This window comes from Pseudomonas sp. B707 (assembly GCF_022496685.1).
GTDB lineage: Bacteria > Pseudomonadota > Gammaproteobacteria > Pseudomonadales > Pseudomonadaceae > Aquipseudomonas > Aquipseudomonas paraglycinae.
Window position 1 is genome coordinate 166,280 of record NZ_WTVE01000031.1, and the last position, 23,427, is coordinate 189,706.

The following is a 23,427-nucleotide window of genomic DNA, read 5'->3' on the forward strand; positions in this document are numbered from 1 at the left end:
TTTTTCATTTCAACGTGTGGCGACAATGAACAACCGCGGAAACGGCAACAACACCGAACCATCCGCCAGCGCCGGATAAGCCTTCGCAACCTCCGCCAGATATTGCGCCAGATAGTCCGCCCGCTCGGCTTCCGTCAACGGACTGAGAAACGGAATCAGACCGCTACCCTTGAACCACTCGACAACGCCGGAAGCCCCGCCCGCCAACTGATGGTGATAGGTGGTGCGCCACACATCGACCCGCGCGCAATGCGGCCGCAGCATCGAGAAATAAGCACTGGCATCCGCCATTTCCGTCCGCTGCCCCGCCGCACCGGCCAGTTTGCTGGCCCACGGCCCGTTGGCAGCCACCTCACGCATCAACCGATGGGACGGCTCGTTGAGGTTGTCCGGCATCTGAATCGCCAGACTGCCACCCTGCGCCAACTTGCCCGCCAGTGCCGGCAACAACGTCGCGTGATCCGGCACCCACTGCAAAACAGCGTTGGCAAAGATCACATCGAACAGCCCTGCATCCGCCCATTTATCGATGTCCGCCACCTCGAACTGCAACTGCGGCAGACGCTTGCGCGCGGCGTCGATCATGTCCGGCGAACTGTCGAGCCCCTGCACTTTCGCCCCCGGAAAACGCTCCACCAACAACTCGGTCGAGTTGCCGGGGCCACATCCGATATCGACCACGGAACGCGCCTCAGGCGTGGGAATCGCCGCCAGCAGATCGCGGGCCGGGCGGGTGCGTTCATCTTCGAAAGTGACGTATTGCTTGGCGGACCAGGTCATTGCGTTCTCCTGTCGTGGACGTTCTGGCGAAACGTGGAAAAGCGGCTGCCGTCACGATACAGCGATCGTGTTTATCTGCCCTCCCCTACGTAGGTCCGATATCGCCGGGAACGCTGTTTTCGGCCGTGCCCACAGGGACTCAGAAAACTGTAAGTAGAATTTTCCGCCCACCCCCGATGTCTGAATTTCAAGCTCCCCCCAACAAGGAACACGGCCATGAAATTCGCAAAGATTTCGCAAACGCTGGCGCTCTGGGCCGGCAGCCCCAAGACGTTCATGGGGGCTTTGATTCTGATCGGGCTCTGGGGGTTGAGCGGGCCGATTTTCGATTACAACGACACCTGGCAACTGATCATCAACACCTCGACCACGATCATCACGTTCCTGATGGTGTTCCTGATCCAGAACACCCAGAACCGCGACACCGACATCCTGCATTTGAAACTCGATGAGCTGCTGCGGGTGAACAAGGAGGCGCAGAACGCGATGCTCGGGCTGGAGTCGCTGGATCTCAAGCAGCTGGAAGCGCTGCGCCGGCATTACCGGGCCATGGGCGAGAACGAGGTGTTTGACCTGGAAGGTCTGGGGGACAAGAGCAAGCCGAAGCAGGATCTGAATGAATGCTGACAGGCAATAAAAACGGCGCTAAAAAAGCGCCGTTTTTATTGCTGCGGATTCAGCGACTGGCCTGAAGAGCCCGAGCCATTTCCAGATGACTCTGCAGTTTCGGAAGGGTCTCGTCGGCAAACGCCTTGATCTCCGGCACGTCGGTGGTCTGGGCTTCCTGCTGGATCTGTTCGATGGCTTCTTCCGTGGCTTTGACCTGGCTGGCGGCGTAGGCCTGATCGAAACTGGCGCCTTCTTTGACTTCCGGCATCAACGCCTTGGCCTTGTCGGCGACTTCTTCGCGGGGAGCCACGGGCAGGTCCAGTTTCTTGGCGATTTTCGCCAGGTGCTGGTTGGCGGTGGTGCGGTCGTTGATGACGACGATGGTGTAATCCTTGACCTCTTTGGACTCGGCCTTGCTGTGCGCCAGACGACTGGCCTCGATGTCGGCCATGCCTTTGGCCGAAGCTTCGTTGATGAAGTCGGCGGGCGACTGGGCAAACGCGCTGCTGGCGAACAATCCCAGCAGGCTGACAAAACTGATGCGGCGTACTCGGGTGGCCATCCGGCTCATGGTCGCGCCCTCCTTCTTTGCAGATTCAAGCGGGAGCTTGCGCCCCCGCCTCTCAATCAAAACAACCTTCGCCGACTACTTCGATTTCTGAGCAGGCTTGCGGCCCATGTCGGTTTTTGGCTCTTTGTCGACAGTCGTGGTGGTGGTTTTCCCACCTTTGCGACCGGCTTCAGACGCCTTCGTTCGATCGTTGGCGAAGTTTCCCGAGTTCGAGTTTCTTGAGTTAGGCATGATTCTCTACCTCTTGGCATTGATCGTAAGCGAGCAGGTGCCCGCCTAGATTGAGAATTTCCTGACTGACAAAGGTTTAGAAAAGTTGCCGTCGCCGCGACGAACGGTGACCCGCCGATCAGCTGTCCAGCCTTTTATGATTCTGCCGTTTGGCGGCGTACATCACTTGATCGGCGTGACGAAACAGTTGCTGTTCCTCATCACCATGCTCGGGATAACGGGCCACGCCGATACTCGGTTCGATGTGCAGGTTGTGCCCGTCCAGGCGCATGGGTTGCACCAGTACCTGTCGGATTTTTTCCGCGACACTGTCGGCATCGTCGGCGGCGTGGACGCTGTGCAACAGCACCACGAACTCGTCGCCGCCGATCCGCGCCACCGTGTCGGTCTCGCGCACGCAGCCCTTGAGCCGGTTGGCCACCGCCTGCAACAGCATGTCGCCGACCCCATGGCCAAAGGTGTCGTTGACCTGTTTGAAACGATCCAGATCGACGTATAGCAGCGCCATGTGCCCGGCCCGTTCCCGCGCATGGTTCAGCGCAGCCTTTAGCCGATCACGCAGCAGTTCGCGGTTGGGCAACTGGGTCAGTTGGTCATACTGCGCCATGCGCCGCAGGCGGGCGTGCAATTGCTGGCGTTCGATGGCCGTGGCGACCTGGGCGCAGACGTATTGCAGCAGTTCCTTGTCGCGTTCGGTGTAGCGCTCGCCACCGGCCAGGCTTTTGACAATCAGCGCGCCGATGGTGCGGTCTTTCGAACTCAGCGGCACGCCCAGCCAGCACGGCGATTGCTGGCCGGCCACCAGCGCGGCGAACTCCGGCGGCGCATGAGGGCAATCCGGGGTCAGGAGGATTGGCTGGCGGCTGCGGATCACTTCCGCACACAGGCGCCCGGTGACGGTGCCGGGTTGTTCCGGTTGCAACTCGTCATCGTCGACGTGATAGGGAAAATTCAGCTGCGCGCAATGTTCGTCGTACAGCGCCACGGAGAAGTTCAGCGCCGGCAGCCACTCGCCGATGATCAGGTGGATGCGCTTGAACAGCGCCAGCAGATCCTCCGCCGCGTGCGCCGCTTCGGAGATCGCGTACAACGCCGCCTGACGGGATTCGGCGAGTTTGCGTTCGGTGATGTCCCGGGCCACGGCGATGCGCAGTTGATCGACCTCCGACCAGCGCGCCGACCACAGAATGTGCACGACGCTGCCGTCCTTGCGCACGTAGCGGTTTTCGAAATTGTGCTTGGGCTCGCCGCCCATGATGTCGCTCGCGGCGGCCAGGGTGCGCTCACGGTCGGCCGGGTAGACGTAGTCAATCATCGACTGGCCGATCAGTTCGTCAGGCGTGTAGCCGAGAATCCGCTCGCAGGCCGCGCTGACAAAAACGAAACGGCCCTGCTTGTCCACGGCACAGACGGCGTCCAGCAAAAGATCGATGTAACTCGCCAGCGGCGCGGAATTTCGGCTTTTCATGGTTCAGAAAAGGTGTCCGGACAATGCAGCACTTATCCACCGTCCCTGACCCCGACCTCGCATCCTGCGATCGATTTCAAGCCTTGTTCGGCATCAACCCCGGCAGCGCATGCACCAGCGCGTTGATGGCAAAACCGATGAACATGATCCCGCACAATCGGGTGATCGCCAGTTCATGACGCTGGTACAACGTACGCACCTGGCGCGCCCCGACGATGCCAATGAGGATAGCGTAGGCGAGCAATCCGCCGAGGAAACTCAAAGCGATCAGCATCGGCAGCATCGACCAGTTGAGCAGTTCGGCGCGGCTCGACAGCAGCGCAGTGAATGTCGCCACCGCCACCGGGTAAGCCTTGGGGTTGGTCAGGCCGAACAGGATGCCGTGCCAGAACGGCTGACGCGCCGTGCCCTGCGGCTGCTCGCCATTACTGCGCTTGGCCCGCACCGCACGCCAGCCGAGCCAGAACAGGTACAGGCCGCTGAGTACACCGAGCACGTCGAACGCGGTGCTGCCGATTTCCCGGGCGCCGACAATCGCGATCAGCGCGGTGCTGCACCAGATCACATCGCCCAGCAGATGCCCGCACAGAAAACCCGCCCCGGCCCGCCGCCCACGTGCAGCGCCGATGCCGAACACCGCCAGCACACCAGGCCCCGGCGTGATGCCGTAGATGAAACCGGAGGCCAGCACGGCCATTAGCAACGATGGAGTCATGGAAAACCTGCAAGTCCCGGAAAACGTGGCCGCCAGTCTATCCCAGCGGTTTGTGAATATTCACGACTCGTTGAAAAAACGCATCCCCGCGTAGGGCTTTTGCCGACACGCGGCCAGTCGCGAGGCCAGATCGCCGACGTGGGCTTCGAGCTTGTGACCGTCCGGGTCGAGAAAGTAGAACGACGCGCCTTCGCTGCGGTTGTCGCGCCATTCCTGCACGTTGGCGGCGCGAAGCTGTTGCACGAACAACGGGAAATCCGCCGCGCCGAGGCTGAAGGCGTAGTGGGTGTAGTCGGCGGCGAGGTCGGGATGGCGCTTCGGGTCGAGGGACAGGCACAACCACAGACCCGGGAGCGACAGGTAGGCACCGGCGTCCCACGTGGCCTCGACCCGCAGCTTCAGCACGTCGCGGTAGAACCCGAGGCTGCGGTCCAGGTCAGTGACGGCGAGGGTCAGGTGGTTGAGGCCGGTGAGCATCGGTCAGTAACCTCTGAGGTCTTCGGGGAGGGTGTATTGCTTGCCGTCGTAGGTCAGGGTGATTTGGGTTTTCTTCAGCGGGGAATCCTGAGAAACGCATTCCTTGCCGGCCTTGACGGTTTTCATCGCCGTGCCGCTTGAGGTGACGATCAGGTCGGAATAGCCGTTGTGGCTGACCGGGCCTATTTCCACGGTTCGGCGAATTTGCAGACCTTCACCCACACAGTTTTCCAGCCACTCACCGTTATTCTTGTAGACCACCAGGCCATCAAGTACCGGGCGCAGTTTATTACCCTCGCGCACATAGAGTGTCAGGTCGGTTTTTTCGTAGGGGATGGCGCTTGAATTGTGCGAGAACTTTGACCGCAGCCCGAACGCGCGAACATCCGGGGCCAGGCGATAGCGAGCGGTATCGACCAGCAGATCAGTGAAACGAATGGCATCGGAATTGTAGGCACCGGGTTTCGCATACGTCGCCAGCGTCTTCCAGTTGCTGGTATCGATGATCGCCAGATCCAGATCAAACACACCGGCATCGTCACTACCAGCATCTGGCACGTAGGTGGATTTGAGGGCAATCGCCTGATCCTTGAACGCCGGCCATGCCTTGCAGCGTGCCATTGACTGGTCGTTGTAATCCTTGGTGACGCAGGAAACCTGGGCTTGGGCTGGAGCGGTTACTGCCAGAAAGCCTAGGGCGATGAAAAGTCGGATTGGGCTGAGCATTGTTCTTCCTTGAAATAAGTCGCGTTGGCTCTGTATCACTCGATGGCTTTGAAACCTTTAGGCAGGACGTAAGACTTTCCGTCATACCGAAGCGTTGTCATTACGGGTTTATCGGCCGTGGTCTTCAATTCGCAAGTGTCCGGTGGCCCCTCGCCCACAAGACTGGTAGTGACTGATTTAACAATCAGGTCGGCGTAACCGTGCGAACTGGTTTTACCGATTTCGATAGTACGATCAGTGTAATAACGCTCCCCCGCACAACCACCATCCCACTCGCCACCGTAGTCATACATCACCAGTCGATCCAGCACTGGACGCAACTTGTCGCCCTCCTTCACATAGAGCGACAACAGGACTTGATCCATAGGATTGACGCGGGAAGAGCCCTTGAATCTCACACGAACACCAAAAGCCCGAAGCTCGGTAGTGAGCTTGTAACGTGCTGTATCGAACTCCACGCTTTCCAATGCGATCGCATCGGACATGAATGCAGAGGGCAAGTGATAGGTGGCAATCGTTTTGGATTCATCTGTCGTTACCGACAACCCAAGGTCATAACTGCCGACGTCATTGTCCTTGCCATACACCGGATCGGGTGCAAACTTCGAGACAGCATTCAGGGTCAAGCCGAGATAAGCGGGCCACGCCTTGCACACTGAAAAGTCCCGCGCGCCCGTCACCGGCGCAGGCACACAATCAGCCAGCACCTGCCCCGCCATCAACGCCCCGCACAGCGCCACCCACCCAACGACCCCAGACTTCACTGTCACGCCCCGCTCCTTGATGTTTTTTCAGCCGCGCACTATCCCCTGCTCAATTCGCCGATTCAACCAGTTCAACGCCTGATCCCCGCCCCGCCGCTTGTGCCACGCCGATACAAACGTGAACGGCTCTATTTCAAACGGTGGCGGCACGACGATCAGCGATTCGTCATCCACCTCGTTCAACGCCCGCGAAGCCACGGTCAGGATCAGATCCGTGCCGCTGATGAACCGCGGCGCAACGCTCCAGTGCGGCAGGCTGATGGCGACGCGACGGCGTTCGCGCAGGGCGGTCAGGGTGCGTTCGATTTCCGGGGTGCCGCTGCCGCGCATTTCCAGTAAGACATGGGGACGGGAGAGATAGGTTGGCAGGTCGAGAACACCTCCGGCGGGAAGGCTCTGGCGATCCAGGAGGCAGACGTAGCGCTCTTCGAACAGCGGCGTGCTGCGCAGTTCGCCGGGCAATTCGGGGAGTACGCCGGCGGCGAGGTCGATGTCGCCGTTGAGCAGGCCTTCGACCATGCCTTCGCGGCTGGCATGGCTGATTTGCAGGTCGATGCCCGGCGCTTCCGCGCGCAGAGTGCGAATCAGCCCGGGCAGGATGAGCGCCGCGCCGTAGTCCGACATCGCGAGGCGAAAGGTCCGACGGGCGCTGGCAGGATCAAAGGTGTTCGGCGCCAGCAGCGATTGCACCTGAGCCAGGGTTTCGGCCAGCGGTGCCGCCAGCTCCAGCGCCCGCGCGGTGGGCACCAGCCCTGAACCGGCACGCACCAACAACGGATCACCCAGCAAGTCGCGCAGACGCGCCAACGCATGGCTGACTGCCGGTTGGCTCAGGTGCAGGCGCTCGGCAGCGCGGGTCACGTGCTGCTCGCCGAGCAAGGCGTCGAGGATCACCAGCAGATTGAGATCGATACGGCGCAGATCATTCATTAGGTGCATGTTCCGGATACAAAAACAGAATTTAAATCTGCGCGACGAATACCCTAGAGTCCAGCAAAACCTTGCCGGAGAACGATCATGGGAACGATGCAGTGGGTCGGTTTGCTGCTATTGGCGGTATTTGCCGGGGCGGTGGTGCCGTTTCAAAGTGCGATCAATATCAATCTGGCGCGGGGGTTGGGGCATCCGCTGTGGGCGACGTTCACCTCGCTGGTGGTGAGCGTGCTGGTGTTGTTGCCGGTGATTGTCGCCCTGCGCCTGCCGTTGCCGTCGCTGGCCTTCGCCTGCAAGCTGCCGCTGTGGATGTGGACCGGCGGCGCGTTCGGGGTGTGCTTCGTCGCATTGGCGGTGGTGTTGCTGCCGAAGCTGGGGGCTTCGGGATTTCTGGCGCTGGCTTTGGCCGGGCAAATGATCACGTCAATCGTGCTGGATCACTTCGGCCTGTTCGGGCTGGTGGAGAAGCACCTGACATTGCCGCGCCTGTTCGGCGCGGTGTTGTTGATGGCGGGGGTGGCGTTGATCCAGTTCTCCCCGACGCTGGAAAAGAGCGCCACAGCCGTTGGATAAGGGTTCAAGCGTAGGCTCTCTAGCACCGGACTTGTCGGGCATTTCATCGCTTCACAGCCCGGCAAGGCTTCGCCCTACAAGTAAACCTCCAACAGCCGTCAATGCTATCGGACGCAGCCGATTCTGACCTTGCATAGCTCTCTGTAAAGTCTGGCAACACACACAATTTGCAACACCCCATGGATTGCCCTGCTCAAGGAGAGCTGCCTATGAATCACCTGACGGAATCCGCCAACACTTTCTCCAATTACCGCAAAGTCATCGCTTTGGCAGACCACGATTGGGAGGCCGCCGAAGCCGGAAAAATCGCCGCACTCAACGTCGAGGTCAAAGGCTGCAATCACTTGCTTGATCAGCACGGGCGCCAACTTCATCATTTCTGCACCACCTCCTATCTGGGTCTCGACCACCACCCTGCCCTGCTTGAAGGCGCCATCGCGGCGCTGCGTGAAACCGGGACACTGCGCGTTGCCAATTCGAAAAACCGCTGCAAGCTGGCACTGCTCGATCAGTACGAAAACGAGCTGTCGCAATTGTTTGGCGCGGTGTGTCTGAGCAGTCTGTCCTGCAGCGCCGCGAGCGCCGGGATCCTGCCGCTGCTGGCCAGTGGCGTGTTCACGCACAACCGTCCGCCGGTGATGGTGTTCGACCGCTTGGCCCACTATTCGATGAATCACCTGAAAGCCAGTTGCGCCGACGAAACCCAGGTACTGACCGGCCCTCACAACGACATGGATTTTCTCGAATCGGTGTGCCAGCGCCACACAACCGTCGCCTATATCGCCGACGGTGCCTACAGCATGGGCGGCGTCGCCAACCTGGACGGCCTGCTGTATCTGAAAGAACGTTACGGCCTGTTTCTTTATCTGGACGACTCCCACGCATTGTCGGCGGTGGGCAGCAACGGTGCCGGCCTTGTACGGCCAAGAATGCCGGCACTGGAAGAGGACTGCCTGATCGTCGCTTCGCTGGCCAAATCGTTCGGGGCGAGCGGCGGTCTGGTGATGCTCGGCAATCAGCGGCAGAAGACATTGATCCAGCGTTACGGCGGGCCGAGCAACTGGTCGCAAAGCCTCAATTGCGCGGCCATTGGTGCGGGCCTCGCGTCGATCGAGCTGCATCGCAGTGCAGAACTGAGGGCCTTGCAGGTTCGGCTCCAGGCCAATATTCGCCGGTTCGACAGCCTCTTGAGCACCGAACAGCACGGCAGCTCCATGGCCATCCGCTTGATCAACTGTGGCGACGCCGCCCTGGCCAATCGAATCGCCTTTGAACTGGCCGAACACGGTTTTTTCACCAGCGCCGTGTTTTTCCCGGTGGTAGCCCAGGGCAAAGCCGCGATCCGCGTTACGCTGCGCGCCGACATGGAATCGACACTGATCCACCACTTCTGTGATTTGATCACCGACCTGTTAATGACTCACGGTAGCGATCGCCACCGCTGAACCTTCACGGACGACTTATGAACCCCGGCCTCATTCTGCTTATCACCTGCTCCACCGTGTTCCTCGCCCAGTTGGGCATGAGCATTTACCTGCCGGCGCTGCCGCAGATCGCCGGACATTTGCAGGTCGATGCTCGGCAGGTGGCCTGGGGCTTGTCGCTGTACCTGATCGGCATGGCGCTGCCGATGCTGCTCTGGGGCAGTCTGGCCCAGCGCATCGGCCGCAAACCGGTGCTGCTGGCGGCGCTGGGGATTTATGGTCTGGCGAATCTGGCGCTGCCACTGGGTGCGACGCTGGAATCGTTCCTGCTGCTGCGACTGGTTCAGGGGATTGGCGCCAGCGGCATTTCGGTGATGGCGCGGGTACTGATTCGTGACAGCTTTCGGGGCGATCTGCTGGCGAAGGCGTTGTCGTGGATTTCGATTTCGTTCGTTGTCGCGCTGGGGATCGGGCAATACGCCGGTTCGCTCATTCAGGTGACGCTGGGCTGGCAGGCGATCTTTTATCTGCTGGGTGCGGTCAGCCTGTTGATGGCCGCGATTGTCTCGCGCCTGAATTTTCCGAAACTCGTCGAAGCGTCCACAACCGCTTCGCCTTGGGCGGTCTACCGAACGATCCTGATCCATCGGGCGTTTCTTCTGCCGGCGCTCGCGGGCGGTCTGGGTTATGGGGTGATCATCGCGTTCAACAGCGCTGCGCCGTTGATTCTGCAAGGCCCGTTCAACTGGTCGACGACTGAATATGGGTTGCTGGGCTGGCCGATCAGCGCCGCATATTTTCTGGGGGCGCTGGCGGTCAATCGCTTTGTGCTGCGTACCGGTCAGCACCGGTTGATGACACTGGGGGTCGGGCTGGTGATGGCCGGCACTGGCGTGATGCTGGCTGGCAGCCTGTTGGCCAGCTCGATGGCCTGGCTGCTTTGGCTGCCTTACTGCGTCGCCGTGTTCGGTCAGTCGCTGAACTATCCGATCAGCCTGTCACGGGCCAACGATGGCGCGCCGATCGCCGGCGCTTACGCGATGGCCCTGAGCGGTTTCATCCACCAATTGATGGCCGCACTGATCGGTGCGGTGGCCAGCCTGCTCGCCAGTCCGCAGGCATGGCCGCTGTCGATGCTGTGCTGCGTTCTTGCATTGGGCGCGGTGCTCTGCACGAGGTTCACGCCCGATCGCCAGCCCGCTTAAAACGCGCTGCGGAAAATCTCCTCGATCTGCCGCTGATCCGCGGCGCGCGGATTGGTAAAGCCGCAGGCGTCTTTCAGGGCGTTGGCGGCGAGTACCGGGATGTCGGTGCACTTGGCGCCCAGATCACGCAGGCCGCCGGGAATCTCCACGTCTCTAGCCAAACAACGGATCGCATCAATCGCGGCTTTTGCGCCCTCCTCCGGACTGAACCCGCGAATATCGGCGCCCATGGCGTGGGCCACGTCAGTGAGGCGGTCGGCGCAGACCAGCGCGTTGAACGTCTGCACATGCGGCAACAACACCGCGTTGCACACCCCGTGAGGCAGATCGTAGAAACCGCCCAACTGGTGCGCCATCGCGTGCACGTAGCCAAGGGACGCATTGTTGAACGCCATGCCCGCGAGGAACTGCGCGTACGCCATGTTTTCCCGCGCGGCCAGGTCGCTGCCGTCGCGCACGGCCAGACGCAGGTTGTTGCTGATCAGGGTCATGGCCTTCAGCGCGCAGGCGTCGGTGATCGGGTTGGCGGCGGTGGAAACGTAGGCTTCGATTGCATGGGTCAGTGCGTCCATGCCGGTGGCGGCGGTCAGGCCTTTCGGCATGGCGACCATCAGCGCCGGGTCGTTGACCGACAGCAGCGGCGTGACGTTGCGGTCGACGATGGCCATTTTCACGTGGCGGGTTTCGTCGGTGATGATGCAGAACCGGGTCATCTCGCTGGCCGTGCCAGCGGTGGTGTTGATGGCGATCAGCGGCAGTTGCGGCTTGGTCGATTGATCGACGCCTTCGTAGTCACGGATCTGCCCGCCGTTGGTGGCGCACAACGCGATGCCCTTGGCGCAGTCGTGTGGCGAGCCGCCGCCGAGGGACACCACGAAATCACAGTGGCTGTCCTTGAGCAGCGCCAGCCCGGCCTCGACGTTGGCGATGCTCGGGTTCGGTTTGGCGCCGTCGAAGATCACTGAATCGATGTCCTGCATCGCCAGTTTCTCGGCAATCATGGTCGCCACGCCAGCCCTGGCCAGACCGGCGTCGGTGACGATCAGCGCCTTGCGAAAACCGTAGTTGCGGATCGCATTCATCGCTTCGTCGAGGCAGCCGCTGCCCATGATGTTTACCGCGGGAATGAAAAAGGTGCTGCTCATGGCGCGTCTCCTGGCTGGGGCCGAATCGACGCTTGCAATTCGGCGGGTGCGCAAAGGATCGACCGATCGGTCACGGCGGATGTTGATCTGGCTCAATGCCCGCTCGTGATAAAGTCGCCGTCCATCTGCCCCTTTGTTTTGAGACGTGCCCTGCAATGAGCGATTTTCTGGATGTCGACGCCACCCTCGAAGACTGGAACGCGTTGCGCGCCACTACCGACTTCAGCGGTCTGCTGCTGGGCAACGGCGCCAGTCGCGCGGTGTGGGACGATTTCGGCTACGACTCGCTGTTCGAAAACGCCCGCACGGTGGAAGAAAAGCCCCTGAGCCCGTCGGAACTGAGCGTGTTCGACGCGATGCAGACGCGCAGCTTCGAGCAGGTGCTCGGCGCGCTGAAAACCACCAGCCGGGTCAACAAGGCTTTGGCCGTCAGCTCGGCCGCGCCGCGCAACCGCTACTACGCGATCAAGGAAGCGCTGATCAACACCGTGCACGCGGTGCACATCCCGTGGCGGCTGATCGAAGCCTCGACTTTGGCGACCCTGAACAGCGAACTGGCGCGTTATCGCACGGTGTTCACCACCAATTACGATTTGCTCAATTACTGGGCACTGCAACATCAGGGCGAGGTGATCGACGACCTGTTCACCGGCCCCGACGCCAGTTTCGATCTGTGCGAAAGCCACACTGAAAAACCGCGTCTGCTGTACCTGCACGGCGGTCTGCACCTGGTGCGCAATCAGGACGGCACCGCGCGCAAACTGACCGCCACCGAGGGCACGCTGCTCGGCAGTTTCGCGATCAACAACACGATCAAGACGCTCGACGACGTGCCGCTGTTCGTCAACGAAGGGCCGAGCGCCGACAAGCTCAAGACCATCCGCAGTTCCGATTACCTGTCGTTCTGCTACGACCAGTTACTCGGTCACGGTGACAACCTGTGCATCTTCGGCCACGCCCTGGGCGAACAGGACAGCCACCTCGTGCGCGCCCTGCGTCTGGCGAAACCGAAGACCGTGGCGATCTCGATCTACCCGCGCAGCGCGGCGTTCATCCAGCACCAGAAGCGGCACTACGCGAAGCTGTTCGAGGGCACGGGCGTCGAGTTGCGGTTCTTTGATTCCAAGAGCCATGCGCTGGGGAATCCGAAGCTGTCGGTGCCGGTCGAGGTCTGATCACTCCTCGCTGCTGTGCACCACCACCAGCAACTGTGCCTGCACCTCGCCCACTGAGCGGATGCGATGGGGTTTCTGCGCATTGAAGTGCAGCGCATCGCCCCGCTCCAGCAGCACCCGTTCGTTCACGAAGTCCACTTCGACTCGACCTTCGTGGACGAACAGAAACTCCTCGCCCAAATGCTCCTTAAAGGTTTTGTCGGTGAATTCGCTCGGCGGGTAAATGATGAACGGCAGCAGGCTGCGCTCGCTGACCTGATGAGCCAGCACCGCGTAGCCTGGGCTGTGGTCGTTGGCCGCCAGCGACTGGCGTTCGTGGCTGCGCACCAGGCTGTAGCTGTCGAGGCTGACGTTGTCTTCGGAGAACAGTTCTTCGACTTTCACGTTCAGCGCCTTGGCCAGTTTCAGCGCGGCGGCAATCGACGGCGTGTTCAACCCGCGCTCGACCTTCGACAGGTAACTCTTGGTCATGCCGGATTTCTCGGCCAGCGCCTCAAGGGTTACGCCAAGTTTTTTTCTCAATAATTTCAAACGGATAGACATGCGAAGCGATTAATCCAGCAAAGGAAAGACGATTTGTCCTTGCCAATGACACAAAGTGTCATATAGCCTCTTAAGTGTCATCCATGACAACCACCACAGGACACGGATATGGCGAAGACATTAGCACTACCCAAAGACGAACTGGTCAAGCAAGCGCTGACCCAGATGCAAAAAAGCCTGGCGGATAATACGTGGACAGACCGGCAAAAGCTGGCCCTGACCTGCCGGATCCTGTTCGAGAACGGCCACGATTCGGGCCTCGCCGGGCAGATCACCGCCCGTGGCCCGCAGCCGGGCACTTACTACACTCAGCAACTGGGCCTGGGTTTCGACGAAATCACCGCGAGCAATCTGCTGCTGGTCAACGAAGACCTGGAAGTGCTCGAAGGCCACGGCATGGCCAACCCGGCCAACCGTTTCCACAGCTGGGTGTACCGCGCCCGGCCGGACGTGAACTGCATCATCCACACTCACCCGACGCACATTGCCGCGCTGTCGATGCTGGAAGTGCCGCTGCAGATTTCCCACATGGACCTGTGCCCGCTGTACGACGATTGCGCGTTCCTTGAAGGCTGGCCGGGTGTGCCGGTGGGCAACGAAGAAGGCGAGTTGATTGCCGGGGCCTTGGGCGACAAACGGGCGATCCTGCTTTCCCACCACGGGCAGCTGTCGACCGGCACGACCATCGAGGAAGCCTGTGTCATCGCGCAACTGATCGAACGCGCCGCCAAACTGCAATTGCTGGCAATGGCCGCCGGGACGATCAAGCCGATCATCCCCGAGCTGGGTCGCGAGGCGCATGACTGGGTGTCGAAACCCAAGCGCCACGCCGCAGCCTTCAACTACTACGCCCGGCAGAACCTGCGTCAGCACGCCGATTGCCTGAACTGAACACCTCATCCTTGCGGAGCACTCTTATGTCCAATATTCACGGCATCATCGGCTACACCATCACCCCGTTCGGCGCCAACGGCGAAGGCGTTGACCTGCCGGCCCTCGGCCGCTCCATCGACCGTCTGATCGCCGGCGGCGTCCACGCCATTGCGCCACTGGGCAGCACCGGCGAAGGCGCCTACCTGAGCGATGCGGAGTGGGACCAGGTCGCCGAATTCAGCATCAAGCACGTCGCCAAACGCGTGCCGACCGTGGTCAGCGTGTCCGACCTGACCACCGCCAAAGCGGTGCGCCGCGCACGCTTCGCCGAAGCCCACGGCGCCAACGTGGTGATGGTGCTGCCGACGTCCTACTGGAAACTCACCGAGGCGGAAATCCTCGCCCACTACCGCGCCATCGGCGACAGCATCGGCGTGCCGATCATGCTCTACAACAACCCGGCCACCAGCGGCACCGACATGTCGGTGGAGCTGATCCTGCGTATCGTCAACGGCGTGGAAAACGTGACCATGGTCAAGGAGAGCACCGGCGACATCCAGCGCATGCACAAGCTGCAACTGCTCGGCGAAGGCCGGGTGCCGTTCTACAACGGCTGCAACCCGCTGGCGCTGGAGGCGTTCGCCGCCGGGGCCAAGGGCTGGTGCACAGCGGCGCCGAACCTGATTCCGCAGCTCAATCTGGATTTGTACGAAGCCACACTGGCGGGGGATCTGGGCAAGGCGCGGGAGCTGTTCTACCGCCAGTTGCCGCTGCTGGACTTCATCCTCAAGGGCGGTTTGCCGGCGACGATCAAGGCCGGTCTGCGACTCACCGACCTGGAAGTCGGCGATCCGCGCTTGCCGGTGTTCCCGCTGAGCGAAGCCGGGCGTAATCAGTTGCAGGCCATTCTCAAAAGCCTGAGCTGATTTCAAGGTACATACCAACCCTGTGGGAGCGAGCTTGCTCCCACAGGGTTTTGTGTTGGATTCAAAGCACCGGCAGTGTTTTGTCCTTGATCACTTTGGACGGCCCGTTGGTCTTGACGCTGGCGATGCCTTTGGCACACGCCGCGTCCGATGAATAGGATTCGCTGCTGCCGATGATCTGGTGATTGGCCGCCTTGAGGTTGAAGTAAGGATGGCCGTCCTTCGTCGATTTTTTCTCGTAGCGGTCATCCAGCGGGCTGTTGGTCTGCACCGAGGCAATGCCGTTTTCGGCGGCCGTGCGGGTGGTGTACAGCTCGCTGGTCAGAATGGTTTCTGCATTAGCCGCTTTCAGCACGAACCTGTACTGGCCGTTGCTGCTTTTACTGATTTCGTACCATCCGGACATGCTGTTTTTCTCCTTTTCGAGGTGTCACAGGGTGATTTTAGTCCCAAGCAAACCAAGGAAACCGGCCAGCCATTTCGGGTGCGCCGGCCAGGCGGGCGCGGTGGCCAGGTTGCCCTGGACATGGCCGTCCGTGACCGGGATGTCGATGTAGGTGCCGCCGGCCAGCCGGACTTCCGGGGCGCAGGCCGGATAGGCGCTGCACTCGCGACCTTCGAGAATCCCCGCTGCCGCCAGCAGTTGCGCGCCGTGACAGACAGCGGCAATTGGCTTGCCGGCCTTGTCGAAAGCTCGCACCAGTTCGAGGACTTTTTCGTTCAGCCGCAGGTATTCCGGAGCGCGTCCACCGGGCACCAGCAGTGCGTCGTAATCCTTGGCATCGACCTTGGCGAAATCGAAGTTCAGGGCGAACTGGTGACCGGGCTTTTCGCTGTAGGTCTGGTCGCCTTCGAAATCGTGGATCGCGGTGCGCACGGTCTTGCCGGCAGCTTTATCCGGGCACACGGCATGCACGGTGTGCCCGACCATTTGCAGAGCCTGGAACGGCACCATCACTTCGTAGTCTTCGACGTAATCGCCGACCAGCATCAGAATCTTTTTCGCGGCCATGGACAGGACTCCTCTGGTGAATGCGCAGGAATATTCACAGTAGTCCAAGGAGCGCGATGGCGTTCGCAAACTGTATGGATAACTCTGCGCTCAGCTGTAACAGCCCGATTGCCGTGGTTTGTGGCTAGATGAAGACACCTCCCTGCCACCCTCGAATCTGGTTGCCCTCATGTCTTCGCGCGAAAACACCGGCATGGCCCTCGGCCTGCTCGGTGTGGTGATTTTCAGCCTTACCCTGCCCTTCACCCGCATCGTGGTGCAGGAACTGCACCCGCTGCTCAACGGCCTCGGTCGCGCGTTGTTCGCGGCGATTCCGGCGGCGGCGCTGTTATTGTGGCGACGGGAAAAGTGGCCGACCTGGAAGCAGGTCAAAGGCCTGAGTCTGGTGATCGCCGGGGTGATTCTCGGTTTCCCGGTGCTGTCGGCGTGGGCCATGCAGACCTTGCCGGCGTCCCATGGCGCGCTGGTCAACGGTTTGCAGCCGCTGTGCGTGGCGCTGTATGCCGCGTGGCTGTCCCATGAACGTCCGTCGAAAGCCTTCTGGGCCTGTGCGGCGCTGGGCAGTGCGCTGGTGCTGGGTTATGCGTTGTACACCGGCGCCGGCAGCATTCAGGCCGGGGATTTGTTGATGTTGGGTGCGATCGCGGTAGGCGGTCTGGGTTATGCCGAGGGCGGGCGTCTGGCCCGGGAGATGGGCGGCTGGCAGGTGATCTGCTGGGCGCTGGTGTTGTCGACGCCGTTGTTGATCGGCCCGGTGCTGTATCTGGCGCTCCAGCATCAGGGCGCGGTGTCGACGAAAACCTGGTGGGCCTTCGGTTACGTCGCGCTGTTTTCGCAGTTCCTGGGCTTCTTCGCCTGGTACGCCGGGCTGGCTATGGGTGGCATTGCCCGGGTCAGTCAGATCCAGTTGCTGCAAATCTTCTTCACCATCGCGTTTTCCGCGCTGTTCTTTGGGGAACACGTGGAGCCGATCACCTGGCTGTTCGCCTGCGGGGTGATCGCGACGGTGATGCTCGGGCGCAAGACCGCGGTGCGCCCGGCTCAACCGGGCACGTTACCGGCGGGGGTTCAGCTCAAGCCTTGAGCTTCAGCAGGCCGTCAGCGAGCAGCAGGGTTTCGAGGCAGTGCTCGCTGATCTGGTAGAACGCCTTCAACTCCTGAATCTTCACCAGCAGCTGAGTCGGGTCCACCGGCTCGGCGCGCTTCACGGCGAGGATCATCTTGTTCTTGTTGGTGTGGTCCAGCGAGATGAACTCGAACACCTTGGTCTCGTAACCGCAGGCTTCGAGGAACAGCGCACGCAAGCTGTCGGTGACCATTTCCGCTTGCTGGCCCAGGTGCAGACCGTATTGCAACATCGGCTTGAGCAGCGCCGGGCTCTGGATCTGCAAGCGGATCTGTTTGTGACAGCACGGCGAGCACATGATGATCGAGGCGCCGGAGCGGATGCCGGTGTGGATCGCGTAGTCGGTGGCGATGTCGCAGGCATGCAGGGCGATCATCACGTCCAGTTCGCTCGGCGCCACGCTGCGCACATCACCGCATTTGAACACCAGCCCCGGGTGTTCCAGCTTCGCGGCGGCGGTGTTGCACAGGTTGACCATTTCTTCGCGCAGTTCGACGCCGGTGACTTCGCCTTCGGCCTTCAGGGTGTTGCGCAGATAGTCATGAATGGCGAACGTCAGGTAACCCTTGCCCGAACCGAAATCCGCCACCCGCACCGGTTTATCCAGCGCCAGCGGTGACGAGGTCAATGCGTGGCTGAACACTTCGATGAACTTGTTGATTTGCTTCCACTTGCGCGACATCGCCGGGATCAGCTCGTGCTGGGCGTTGGTCACGCCCAGATCCTTGAGGAACGGCCGGTTCAGATCGAGGAAGCGGTTTTTCTCGCGGTTGTGCTCGGCGGACGGCACTTCGCGCAATTGCTGGGGTTTGCTCATGAACAGCGAGCTCTTGCCTTTTTTGCTGTATTCGAGCTGGGCTTCGTCCGTCAGCGCCAGCAAATGCGCATTTTTGAACGCCGCCGGCAGCAATCCGGCAATCATCGTCACCGCTTCGTCCAGCGGCAGGTTCTTGGTGATGTCGCGGGTCTTGTAGCGATAAACGAACGACAGGCACGGCTGCGCCTTGACCGTCACAGGCTTGATGATGATCCGCTGCAGATCCGCTTCTTCGCCGACGTACTTGGCCAGCACCAGTTTGATGAAGCCGTTCTGTTCGAGGCTGGTTTGCAGCAGCTCGATGAACCGGGCGTGGTGATCGGGCGCCGGTTTGGCAGATGCGGAAGGAGCGGTAACGGACATGGGAAAAAGCGGCCTCGGACGGGCAAATCGGGAATGGACGCTAGTTTAGGGGGGATGGGGGTTGGGGACACGCTCTTATTTACCGAACGGCGTTTAAAAGCGGCCCTCACCCCAGCCCTCTCCCGGAGGGAGAGGGAGCCGACCGAGATGTCTTTCGCTATCCATCGACCTGAAATATCGAGTCGATTATGGATTCAAAGCCAATCGTTCAAGTCGGTGTATCTCCTCAATATCCCCCAATCGGCTCCCTCTCCCTCCGGGCGGTCCGACGTTTCGGGAGGGCTGGGGTGAGGGCTGCGATATCAAGTCTTACAAAACTGCCGAAACTACCCCAACACCACCAAGCGATTGGGCAACTCATTCCTCACCTGCGTCACCGGCACATGCACCTTGAGCAACTCGCCGCACGCCTCGATACACGTGACAAACCCCTGCAACGTCTGCCCCTGCCGTACCTGCTCGGTAAACGCCGCGACAATCGAGTCCCAGCTCTTGTTATCCAGCTTCTTGGAAATCCCCTCATCCACCAGAATCTCCACATACCGCTCCGCCTCGCAGACAAAAATCAGCATGCCGGTGCTGCCCACCGTGTGATGCAGGTTCTGTTCGAGAAACTGCCGACGTGCCAGGTTCGAGGCGCGCCAGTGCCGGACATGGCGCGGGATCAGATGAGTGGTGACCTTGGGCAGGCGAAACACCAGGCACAGCACGACAAAACTGACCCACTGCACCAGCAACAGGCTGTGCATCGTCAGCCAGCCCGTCAGGTAATGCACGATCCCCGGCACCACCAGCGCCAGCAGACTGGCCCACAGCAGCGGGATGTACGCGTAGTCGTCGGCGCGGGCCGCGAGCACCGTCACCAGTTCGGCGTCGGTGTCGCGCTCGACCCGGGCGATGGCCTCGGCGACCTTGCGTTGTTCGTGTTCAGTCAGTAATGCCATGTCGTGAAGTGCCTGCTCATTATTGTTATCACCAGCCGCCGGAAGACCCGCCCCCGCCGAAACTGCCACCGCCGCCGCTGAAGCCCCCGCCTCCACCGCCGCCGCCAAATCCACCACCGCCAAAGCCGCCCCCTCCTCCGGAGCCGCCCCGGCCGGCGGGAAGGATACCGAGCATCTGGCAGACAAAAACAGTCAGGATGAACAACATCACCAGAAATACGAACAACGCCGGGTGCCGCGAGACGAAATCATCCGCGGGGTCGCCAGACGATTCATACACCGTGGAAGGTTCGTCCAGCGGATTGCCGCCCAGCACCACCAGCATCGCCGCCACGCCGTCGCTGATGCCCTTGCTGAAGTTGCCGGCCTTGAACGATGGCGTGATGACCTGATGAATGATCACCGAACTCTGGGCGTCGGTCAGCCGGTCCTCCAGCCCGTAGCCGACCTCGATGCGCAATTTGCGCTCGTCCCGGGCGACGATCAACAAGGCGCCGTTGTTCTTGTCCTTCTGGCCGATGCCCCAGTGCCGACCGAGTTCGACGCCGTAGTCCTCGATGGTGGCGCCTTGCAGGTTCGGCAACGTCACGACCACCAACTGCTCACCGGTTGCCTGTTCGTGGGCCTGCAACTGCTGGCTCAGTTGTGCGCGCACCGACGGCTCGATCATCTGCGCGTCGTCCACCACCCGCCCGGTCAGCGCCGGAAAGGTCAACTCGGCCTCGGCGCTGACGGCGAACAGCCACAGCATCAGCACCAGGCCCATCTTCAACACACGCATGGGCATCACCGCGTCAGAACTTCACTTCCGGGGCCTTGTCCGCGCCGGGGCTGGTGGCTTCGAAGGTCTCGCGGATCGGCAGGTCGCTGTACATCACGCTGTGCCACAGGCGACCGGGGAAGGTGCGGATTTCGGTGTTGTATTTCTGCACCGCCAGAATGAAGTCCCGGCGGGCCACGGCGATGCGGTTTTCCGTGCCCTCAAGCTGCGATTGCAGGGCGAGGAAGTTCTGGTTGGCCTTCAGGTCCGGATAACGTTCGGACACCACCATCAACCGGCTCAAGGCGCCGGTCAGTTGATCCTGGGCCTGCTGGAACTGCTTGAGTTTTTCCGGGTTGTCGAGGGTGCTGGCATCGACCTGGATCGACGTCGCCTTGGCCCGGGCCTCGATCACCGCAGTCAGAGTTTCCTCTTCATGCTTGGCGTAACCCTTCACGGTTTCCACCAGATTGGGGATGAGGTCGGCGCGGCGCTGGTACTGGTTCTGCACCTGGCCCCAGGCAGCCTTGGCCTGTTCGTCGAGGGTCGGAATGTTGTTGATGCCGCAAGCGGTCAACAACGTGGCCAGCACCAGCAAGGTGGCGACCTGCAAACGCGAGCGGTAGACAGGACTGACATTCATCGGACGGGTGCTCCCTTGCACATTTCATGAAAATACGAGCGCGAAACCTTCTCGGTCGGCTCTTGGGGCATAATCGCCCGCGCCACTGGATTGCGGCGGGCCGATGGGCTAAAAAGAGGCCCTGCGCGATCACGCTGCTCGATCCGGCAGCGTTTATTCGGCGTCGTTTTTTGCGTCAACACCCGAACAACAATAGTCGCTCCCTAAATTTTGGCTGGCCGGCATTGCATTGCCGTTTGCGCCCTTGAGAAAACTATTCATGAAGAAGCTGTGTTTGCTGGGCCTGTTCGTCAGCCTGGCCAGTCATCAAGTACTGGCCGCCACGACCCCGGTACCCCTGGAAAACAAGGATGCGTTCATCAGTAACCTGATGAAACAAATGACCCTCGACGAGAAGATCGGCCAGTTGCGCCTGATCAGCATCGGCCCGGAAATGCCCCGCGAGCTGATCCGCAAAGAGATCGCCGCCGGTAACATCGGCGGCACCTTCAACTCGATCACCCGCCCGGAAAACCGCCCGATGCAGGACGCTGCCATGCGCAGCCGCCTGAAGATTCCGATGTTTTTCGCGTACGACGTGATCCACGGTCACCGTACGATTTTCCCGATTCCGCTGGCCCTGGCATCGAGCTGGGACATGGACGCCATCGGCCAGTCCGGGCGCGTAGCAGCCAAAGAAGCCGCCGCCGACAGCCTCGACATCACCTTCGCGCCGATGGTCGACATCTCCCGCGACCCGCGCTGGGGCCGCAGCTCCGAAGGTTTCGGTGAAGACACCTACCTGACCTCGCGCATCGCCAAAGTCATGGTCAAGGCCTATCAGGGCGAGACCCCGAGCGCGGCCGACAGCATCATGGCCAGCGTCAAGCACTTCGCCCTGTACGGCGCTGTCGAGGGTGGTCGCGACTACAACACCGTCGACATGAGCCCGGTGAAGATGTACCAGGACTACCTGCCGCCGTACCGCGCCGCGATCGATGCCGGCGCCGGCGGCGTGATGGTGGCGTTGAACTCGGTCAACGGCATCCCGGCCACCGCCAATACCTGGCTGATGAACGACCTGCTGCGCAAGGATTGGGGCTTCAAGGGCCTGGCAGTCAGCGACCACGGCGCGATCTTCGAACTGATCAAGCACGGCGTGGCCCGCGACGGTCGTGAAGCGGCGAAGCTGGCGATCAAGGCCGGCATCGACATGAGCATGAACGACACCCTTTACGGCAAAGAGCTGCCGGGGCTGCTCAAGTCCGGCGAGATCGAACAGAAAGACATCGACAACGCGGTGCGTGAAGTGCTCGCTGCCAAGTACGACATGGGCCTGTTCAAGGACCCGTACCTGCGCATCGGCAAGGCTGAAGACGATCCGGCCGACACCTACGCCGACAGCCGTCTGCACCGCGCCGACGCCCGTGAAGTGGCGCGTCGCAGCCTGGTATTGCTGAAAAACCAGAACGAAACCCTGCCGCTGAAGAAAACCGCGAAAGTCGCGCTGGTCGGCCCGCTGGCCAAGGCCCCGATCGACATGATGGGCAGTTGGGCTGCCGCCGGTCGTCCGGCGCAATCGGTGACCCTGTTCGACGGCATGAGCAATGTGATCGGCGACAAGGCGAACCTGATCTACGCCCGTGGCGCCAACATCACCAGCGACAAGAAAGTCCTCGATTACCTGAACTTCCTCAACTTCGACGCCCCGGAAGTGGTCGATGACCCGCGTCCGGCCAACGTGCTGATCGACGAAGCGGTGAAAGCCGCCAAGGACGCCGACATTGTGGTTGCAGCCGTGGGTGAATCCCGTGGCATGTCCCACGAATCGTCGAGCCGTACCGACCTGAATATCCCGGAGAACCAGCGCGAGCTGATCCGTGCCCTGAAGGCCACCGGCAAGCCGTTGGTGCTGGTGCTGATGAACGGCCGTCCGCTGACGATCCTCGAAGAGAAAGAACAGGCTGACGCGATTCTGGAAACCTGGTTCAGCGGCACCGAGGGCGGCAACGCCATCGCCGACGTGCTGTTCGGCGACTACAACCCGTCGGGCAAACTGCCGGTGACCTTCCCGCGCTCCGTGGGCCAGATCCCGACCTACTACAACCACCTGAGCATTGGCCGGCCGTTCACGCCGGGCAAACCGGGCAACTACACCTCGCAGTATTTCGATGACACCACAGGTCCCCTGTTCCCGTTCGGTTACGGCCTGAGCTACACCGACTTCAGTCTGAGCGACATGGCGCTGTCGTCGACCACCCTGAACGCCACCGGCAAGCTCGACGCCAGCGTCATGGTCAAGAACACCGGCAAGCGCGACGGCGAAACCGTGGTGCAGCTGTACATTCAGGACGTCACCGGATCGATGATCCGTCCGGTCAAGGAGCTGAAGAACTTCCAGAAAATCATGCTCAAGGCCGGCGAGCAGAAGGTCGTGCACTTCACCATCACCGAAGATGACCTGAAGTTCTACAACGCCCAGCTCAAGTACGCGGCCGAGCCTGGCAAGTTCAACGTGCAGATCGGCCTGGATTCCCAGGACGTGACGCAGCAGAGCTTTGAGTTGCTGTAACAGTTTTCACACTGCAAAAATTTGTGGGAGCTGGCTTGCCAGCGATGGCGGACGCACAGTCAACGAAGATGTT

The 23,427-nt window shown here is 61.1% G+C and carries 26 protein-coding genes; 9 read left to right on the forward strand and 17 right to left on the reverse strand.

The window, feature by feature from the left end; all coding sequences use genetic code 11:
* Window positions 1-9: 9 nt before the first annotated feature.
* Window positions 10-780, reverse strand: coding sequence for a trans-aconitate 2-methyltransferase (gene tam / locus GQX66_RS19760; RefSeq protein ID WP_240870661.1), 771 nt, complete (start codon window positions 778-780; stop codon window positions 10-12).
* A 216-nt stretch (window positions 781-996) separates the two neighbouring features.
* Here tam and GQX66_RS19765 point away from each other — a divergent pair, with 216 nt between their 5' ends.
* Entirely contained in the window at window positions 997-1,407 is a 411-nt protein-coding gene (locus GQX66_RS19765; RefSeq protein WP_011332870.1) for a low affinity iron permease family protein, read from the forward strand.
* Window positions 1,408-1,456: 49 nt separating this feature from the next.
* Here GQX66_RS19765 and GQX66_RS19770 read toward each other — a convergent pair whose 3' ends face one another.
* The 8 genes from GQX66_RS19770 to GQX66_RS19805 all read right to left on the reverse strand — a co-directional run bounded on the left by GQX66_RS19770 (window position 1,457) and on the right by GQX66_RS19805 (window position 7,280).
* Complete coding sequence (locus tag GQX66_RS19770) at window positions 1,457-1,960, reverse strand: DUF4142 domain-containing protein (protein WP_240870663.1); 504 nt, start codon at window positions 1,958-1,960, stop codon at window positions 1,457-1,459.
* 75 nt (window positions 1,961-2,035) lie between these two features.
* The gene (locus GQX66_RS19775) at window positions 2,036-2,191 is read right to left on the reverse strand and encodes a KGG domain-containing protein (RefSeq protein WP_077045875.1); all 156 of its coding nucleotides are present in this window, start codon (window positions 2,189-2,191) and stop codon (window positions 2,036-2,038) included.
* Between the two features lie 118 nt (window positions 2,192-2,309).
* On the reverse strand, window positions 2,310-3,659 hold the full coding sequence (locus GQX66_RS19780) for a diguanylate cyclase (protein WP_129972880.1): 1,350 nt from the start codon (window positions 3,657-3,659) through the stop codon (window positions 2,310-2,312).
* A gap of 76 nt (window positions 3,660-3,735) precedes the next feature.
* Window positions 3,736-4,374, reverse strand: coding sequence for a LysE family translocator (locus tag GQX66_RS19785; protein WP_240870666.1), 639 nt, complete (start codon window positions 4,372-4,374; stop codon window positions 3,736-3,738).
* 60 nt (window positions 4,375-4,434) lie between these two features.
* Complete coding sequence (gene fos / locus GQX66_RS19790) at window positions 4,435-4,851, reverse strand: fosfomycin resistance glutathione transferase (protein ID WP_129972882.1); 417 nt, start codon at window positions 4,849-4,851, stop codon at window positions 4,435-4,437.
* Window positions 4,852-4,854: 3 nt separating this feature from the next.
* Window positions 4,855-5,577: a hypothetical protein gene (locus GQX66_RS19795; protein ID WP_085747248.1), complete on the reverse strand. Its 723-nt coding sequence runs from the start codon at window positions 5,575-5,577 to the stop codon at window positions 4,855-4,857.
* Between the two features lie 35 nt (window positions 5,578-5,612).
* The gene (locus GQX66_RS19800; RefSeq protein ID WP_085747249.1) at window positions 5,613-6,347 is read right to left on the reverse strand and encodes a hypothetical protein; all 735 of its coding nucleotides are present in this window, start codon (window positions 6,345-6,347) and stop codon (window positions 5,613-5,615) included.
* A 21-nt stretch (window positions 6,348-6,368) separates the two neighbouring features.
* Complete coding sequence (locus tag GQX66_RS19805) at window positions 6,369-7,280, reverse strand: LysR family transcriptional regulator (protein ID WP_176240489.1); 912 nt, start codon at window positions 7,278-7,280, stop codon at window positions 6,369-6,371.
* A gap of 78 nt (window positions 7,281-7,358) precedes the next feature.
* Between GQX66_RS19805 and GQX66_RS19810 the strand changes: the two genes are divergently transcribed.
* The 3 genes from GQX66_RS19810 to GQX66_RS19820 all read left to right on the forward strand — a co-directional run bounded on the left by GQX66_RS19810 (window position 7,359) and on the right by GQX66_RS19820 (window position 10,476).
* The gene (locus tag GQX66_RS19810; RefSeq protein WP_240870670.1) at window positions 7,359-7,847 is read left to right on the forward strand and encodes a DMT family transporter; all 489 of its coding nucleotides are present in this window, start codon (window positions 7,359-7,361) and stop codon (window positions 7,845-7,847) included.
* Between the two features lie 209 nt (window positions 7,848-8,056).
* Window positions 8,057-9,292, forward strand: a complete 1,236-nt coding sequence (locus GQX66_RS19815) for an aminotransferase class I/II-fold pyridoxal phosphate-dependent enzyme (protein ID WP_240870798.1) — start codon at window positions 8,057-8,059, stop codon at window positions 9,290-9,292.
* A gap of 17 nt (window positions 9,293-9,309) precedes the next feature.
* Window positions 9,310-10,476, forward strand: a complete 1,167-nt coding sequence (locus GQX66_RS19820; protein WP_240870801.1) for an MFS transporter — start codon at window positions 9,310-9,312, stop codon at window positions 10,474-10,476.
* On the opposite strand, the gene yiaY is transcribed toward GQX66_RS19820, so the two are convergent.
* Window positions 10,473-11,621, reverse strand: coding sequence for an L-threonine dehydrogenase (gene yiaY, locus GQX66_RS19825; protein WP_102685897.1), 1,149 nt, complete (start codon window positions 11,619-11,621; stop codon window positions 10,473-10,475). The genes GQX66_RS19820 and yiaY overlap by 4 nt on opposite strands.
* A 155-nt stretch (window positions 11,622-11,776) precedes the next feature.
* On the opposite strand from yiaY, the gene GQX66_RS19830 reads away from it, so the two are divergent.
* Window positions 11,777-12,796: a DUF4917 family protein gene (locus tag GQX66_RS19830; protein ID WP_240870804.1), complete on the forward strand. Its 1,020-nt coding sequence runs from the start codon at window positions 11,777-11,779 to the stop codon at window positions 12,794-12,796.
* Here GQX66_RS19830 and GQX66_RS19835 read toward each other — a convergent pair whose 3' ends face one another.
* Complete coding sequence (locus GQX66_RS19835; protein WP_085747256.1) at window positions 12,797-13,339, reverse strand: XRE family transcriptional regulator; 543 nt, start codon at window positions 13,337-13,339, stop codon at window positions 12,797-12,799. It lies immediately after the preceding gene.
* Between the two features lie 108 nt (window positions 13,340-13,447).
* On the opposite strand from GQX66_RS19835, the gene GQX66_RS19840 reads away from it, so the two are divergent.
* On the forward strand, window positions 13,448-14,230 hold the full coding sequence (locus tag GQX66_RS19840) for an aldolase (protein ID WP_007957912.1): 783 nt from the start codon (window positions 13,448-13,450) through the stop codon (window positions 14,228-14,230).
* Between the two features lie 26 nt (window positions 14,231-14,256).
* Window positions 14,257-15,138, forward strand: coding sequence for a dihydrodipicolinate synthase family protein (locus GQX66_RS19845; RefSeq protein WP_240870820.1), 882 nt, complete (start codon window positions 14,257-14,259; stop codon window positions 15,136-15,138).
* Between the two features lie 61 nt (window positions 15,139-15,199).
* Here the strand turns inward: GQX66_RS19845 and GQX66_RS19850 are convergent, their stop codons facing one another.
* Both GQX66_RS19850 and GQX66_RS19855 read right to left on the reverse strand, forming a co-directional pair.
* Entirely contained in the window at window positions 15,200-15,544 is a 345-nt protein-coding gene (locus GQX66_RS19850) for a YegP family protein (protein WP_102685894.1), read from the reverse strand.
* Between the two features lie 24 nt (window positions 15,545-15,568).
* On the reverse strand, window positions 15,569-16,150 hold the full coding sequence (locus GQX66_RS19855; protein WP_007957909.1) for a DJ-1/PfpI family protein: 582 nt from the start codon (window positions 16,148-16,150) through the stop codon (window positions 15,569-15,571).
* Between the two features lie 169 nt (window positions 16,151-16,319).
* Here GQX66_RS19855 and GQX66_RS19860 point away from each other — a divergent pair, with 169 nt between their 5' ends.
* A complete protein-coding gene (locus GQX66_RS19860) occupies window positions 16,320-17,234 on the forward strand; it encodes a DMT family transporter (protein ID WP_129972890.1) in 915 nt (304 codons plus the stop codon).
* Here GQX66_RS19860 and GQX66_RS19865 read toward each other — a convergent pair.
* The 4 genes from GQX66_RS19865 to GQX66_RS19880 form a co-directional block, all read right to left on the reverse strand.
* Window positions 17,224-18,456, reverse strand: coding sequence for an SAM-dependent methyltransferase (locus GQX66_RS19865; RefSeq protein ID WP_085747261.1), 1,233 nt, complete (start codon window positions 18,454-18,456; stop codon window positions 17,224-17,226). The two genes, GQX66_RS19860 and GQX66_RS19865, sit on opposite strands and share 11 nt — an antisense overlap.
* A 326-nt stretch (window positions 18,457-18,782) precedes the next feature.
* Window positions 18,783-19,400 carry a TPM domain-containing protein gene (locus tag GQX66_RS19870; RefSeq protein ID WP_085605448.1) on the reverse strand — a complete coding sequence of 206 codons (618 nt, stop codon included), beginning with the start codon at window positions 19,398-19,400 and terminating at the stop codon, window positions 18,783-18,785.
* Between the two features lie 28 nt (window positions 19,401-19,428).
* Window positions 19,429-20,181: a TPM domain-containing protein gene (locus tag GQX66_RS19875; protein WP_240870847.1), complete on the reverse strand. Its 753-nt coding sequence runs from the start codon at window positions 20,179-20,181 to the stop codon at window positions 19,429-19,431.
* 13 nt (window positions 20,182-20,194) lie between these two features.
* Window positions 20,195-20,803, reverse strand: a complete 609-nt coding sequence (locus tag GQX66_RS19880; RefSeq protein ID WP_007957897.1) for a LemA family protein — start codon at window positions 20,801-20,803, stop codon at window positions 20,195-20,197.
* Between the two features lie 259 nt (window positions 20,804-21,062).
* Between GQX66_RS19880 and bglX the strand changes: the two genes are divergently transcribed.
* On the forward strand, window positions 21,063-23,354 hold the full coding sequence (gene bglX, locus GQX66_RS19885; protein ID WP_085748217.1) for a beta-glucosidase BglX: 2,292 nt from the start codon (window positions 21,063-21,065) through the stop codon (window positions 23,352-23,354).
* Window positions 23,355-23,427 lie beyond the last annotated feature (73 nt).

What these genes read in the sequence shown, in the direction of transcription:
- GQX66_RS19815 (WP_240870798.1), top strand. Translation starts at nt 8,057, where the DNA reads ATGAATCACCTGACGGAATCCGCCAACACTTTCTCCAATTACCGCAAA.
- GQX66_RS19835 (WP_085747256.1), bottom strand. Translation starts at nt 13,339, where the DNA reads ATGTCTATCCGTTTGAAATTATTGAGAAAAAAACTTGGCGTAACCCTT.
- GQX66_RS19830 (WP_240870804.1), top strand. Translation starts at nt 11,777, where the DNA reads ATGAGCGATTTTCTGGATGTCGACGCCACCCTCGAAGACTGGAACGCG.
- GQX66_RS19805 (WP_176240489.1), bottom strand. Translation starts at nt 7,280, where the DNA reads ATGCACCTAATGAATGATCTGCGCCGTATCGATCTCAATCTGCTGGTG.
- GQX66_RS19865 (WP_085747261.1), bottom strand. Translation starts at nt 18,456, where the DNA reads ATGTCCGTTACCGCTCCTTCCGCATCTGCCAAACCGGCGCCCGATCAC.
- GQX66_RS19795 (WP_085747248.1), bottom strand. Translation starts at nt 5,577, where the DNA reads ATGCTCAGCCCAATCCGACTTTTCATCGCCCTAGGCTTTCTGGCAGTA.
- GQX66_RS19875 (WP_240870847.1), bottom strand. Translation starts at nt 20,181, where the DNA reads ATGCGTGTGTTGAAGATGGGCCTGGTGCTGATGCTGTGGCTGTTCGCC.
- GQX66_RS19810 (WP_240870670.1), top strand. Translation starts at nt 7,359, where the DNA reads ATGGGAACGATGCAGTGGGTCGGTTTGCTGCTATTGGCGGTATTTGCC.
- GQX66_RS19785 (WP_240870666.1), bottom strand. Translation starts at nt 4,374, where the DNA reads ATGACTCCATCGTTGCTAATGGCCGTGCTGGCCTCCGGTTTCATCTAC.
- GQX66_RS19775 (WP_077045875.1), bottom strand. Translation starts at nt 2,191, where the DNA reads ATGCCTAACTCAAGAAACTCGAACTCGGGAAACTTCGCCAACGATCGA.
- GQX66_RS19765 (WP_011332870.1), top strand. Translation starts at nt 997, where the DNA reads ATGAAATTCGCAAAGATTTCGCAAACGCTGGCGCTCTGGGCCGGCAGC.
- GQX66_RS19845 (WP_240870820.1), top strand. Translation starts at nt 14,257, where the DNA reads ATGTCCAATATTCACGGCATCATCGGCTACACCATCACCCCGTTCGGC.
- GQX66_RS19870 (WP_085605448.1), bottom strand. Translation starts at nt 19,400, where the DNA reads ATGGCATTACTGACTGAACACGAACAACGCAAGGTCGCCGAGGCCATC.
- GQX66_RS19840 (WP_007957912.1), top strand. Translation starts at nt 13,448, where the DNA reads ATGGCGAAGACATTAGCACTACCCAAAGACGAACTGGTCAAGCAAGCG.
- GQX66_RS19860 (WP_129972890.1), top strand. Translation starts at nt 16,320, where the DNA reads ATGTCTTCGCGCGAAAACACCGGCATGGCCCTCGGCCTGCTCGGTGTG.
- fos (WP_129972882.1), bottom strand. Translation starts at nt 4,851, where the DNA reads ATGCTCACCGGCCTCAACCACCTGACCCTCGCCGTCACTGACCTGGAC.
- GQX66_RS19850 (WP_102685894.1), bottom strand. Translation starts at nt 15,544, where the DNA reads ATGTCCGGATGGTACGAAATCAGTAAAAGCAGCAACGGCCAGTACAGG.
- GQX66_RS19770 (WP_240870663.1), bottom strand. Translation starts at nt 1,960, where the DNA reads ATGAGCCGGATGGCCACCCGAGTACGCCGCATCAGTTTTGTCAGCCTG.
- GQX66_RS19855 (WP_007957909.1), bottom strand. Translation starts at nt 16,150, where the DNA reads ATGGCCGCGAAAAAGATTCTGATGCTGGTCGGCGATTACGTCGAAGAC.
- GQX66_RS19780 (WP_129972880.1), bottom strand. Translation starts at nt 3,659, where the DNA reads ATGAAAAGCCGAAATTCCGCGCCGCTGGCGAGTTACATCGATCTTTTG.
- GQX66_RS19880 (WP_007957897.1), bottom strand. Translation starts at nt 20,803, where the DNA reads ATGAATGTCAGTCCTGTCTACCGCTCGCGTTTGCAGGTCGCCACCTTG.
- bglX (WP_085748217.1), top strand. Translation starts at nt 21,063, where the DNA reads ATGAAGAAGCTGTGTTTGCTGGGCCTGTTCGTCAGCCTGGCCAGTCAT.
- GQX66_RS19820 (WP_240870801.1), top strand. Translation starts at nt 9,310, where the DNA reads ATGAACCCCGGCCTCATTCTGCTTATCACCTGCTCCACCGTGTTCCTC.
- tam (WP_240870661.1), bottom strand. Translation starts at nt 780, where the DNA reads ATGACCTGGTCCGCCAAGCAATACGTCACTTTCGAAGATGAACGCACC.
- yiaY (WP_102685897.1), bottom strand. Translation starts at nt 11,621, where the DNA reads ATGAGCAGCACCTTTTTCATTCCCGCGGTAAACATCATGGGCAGCGGC.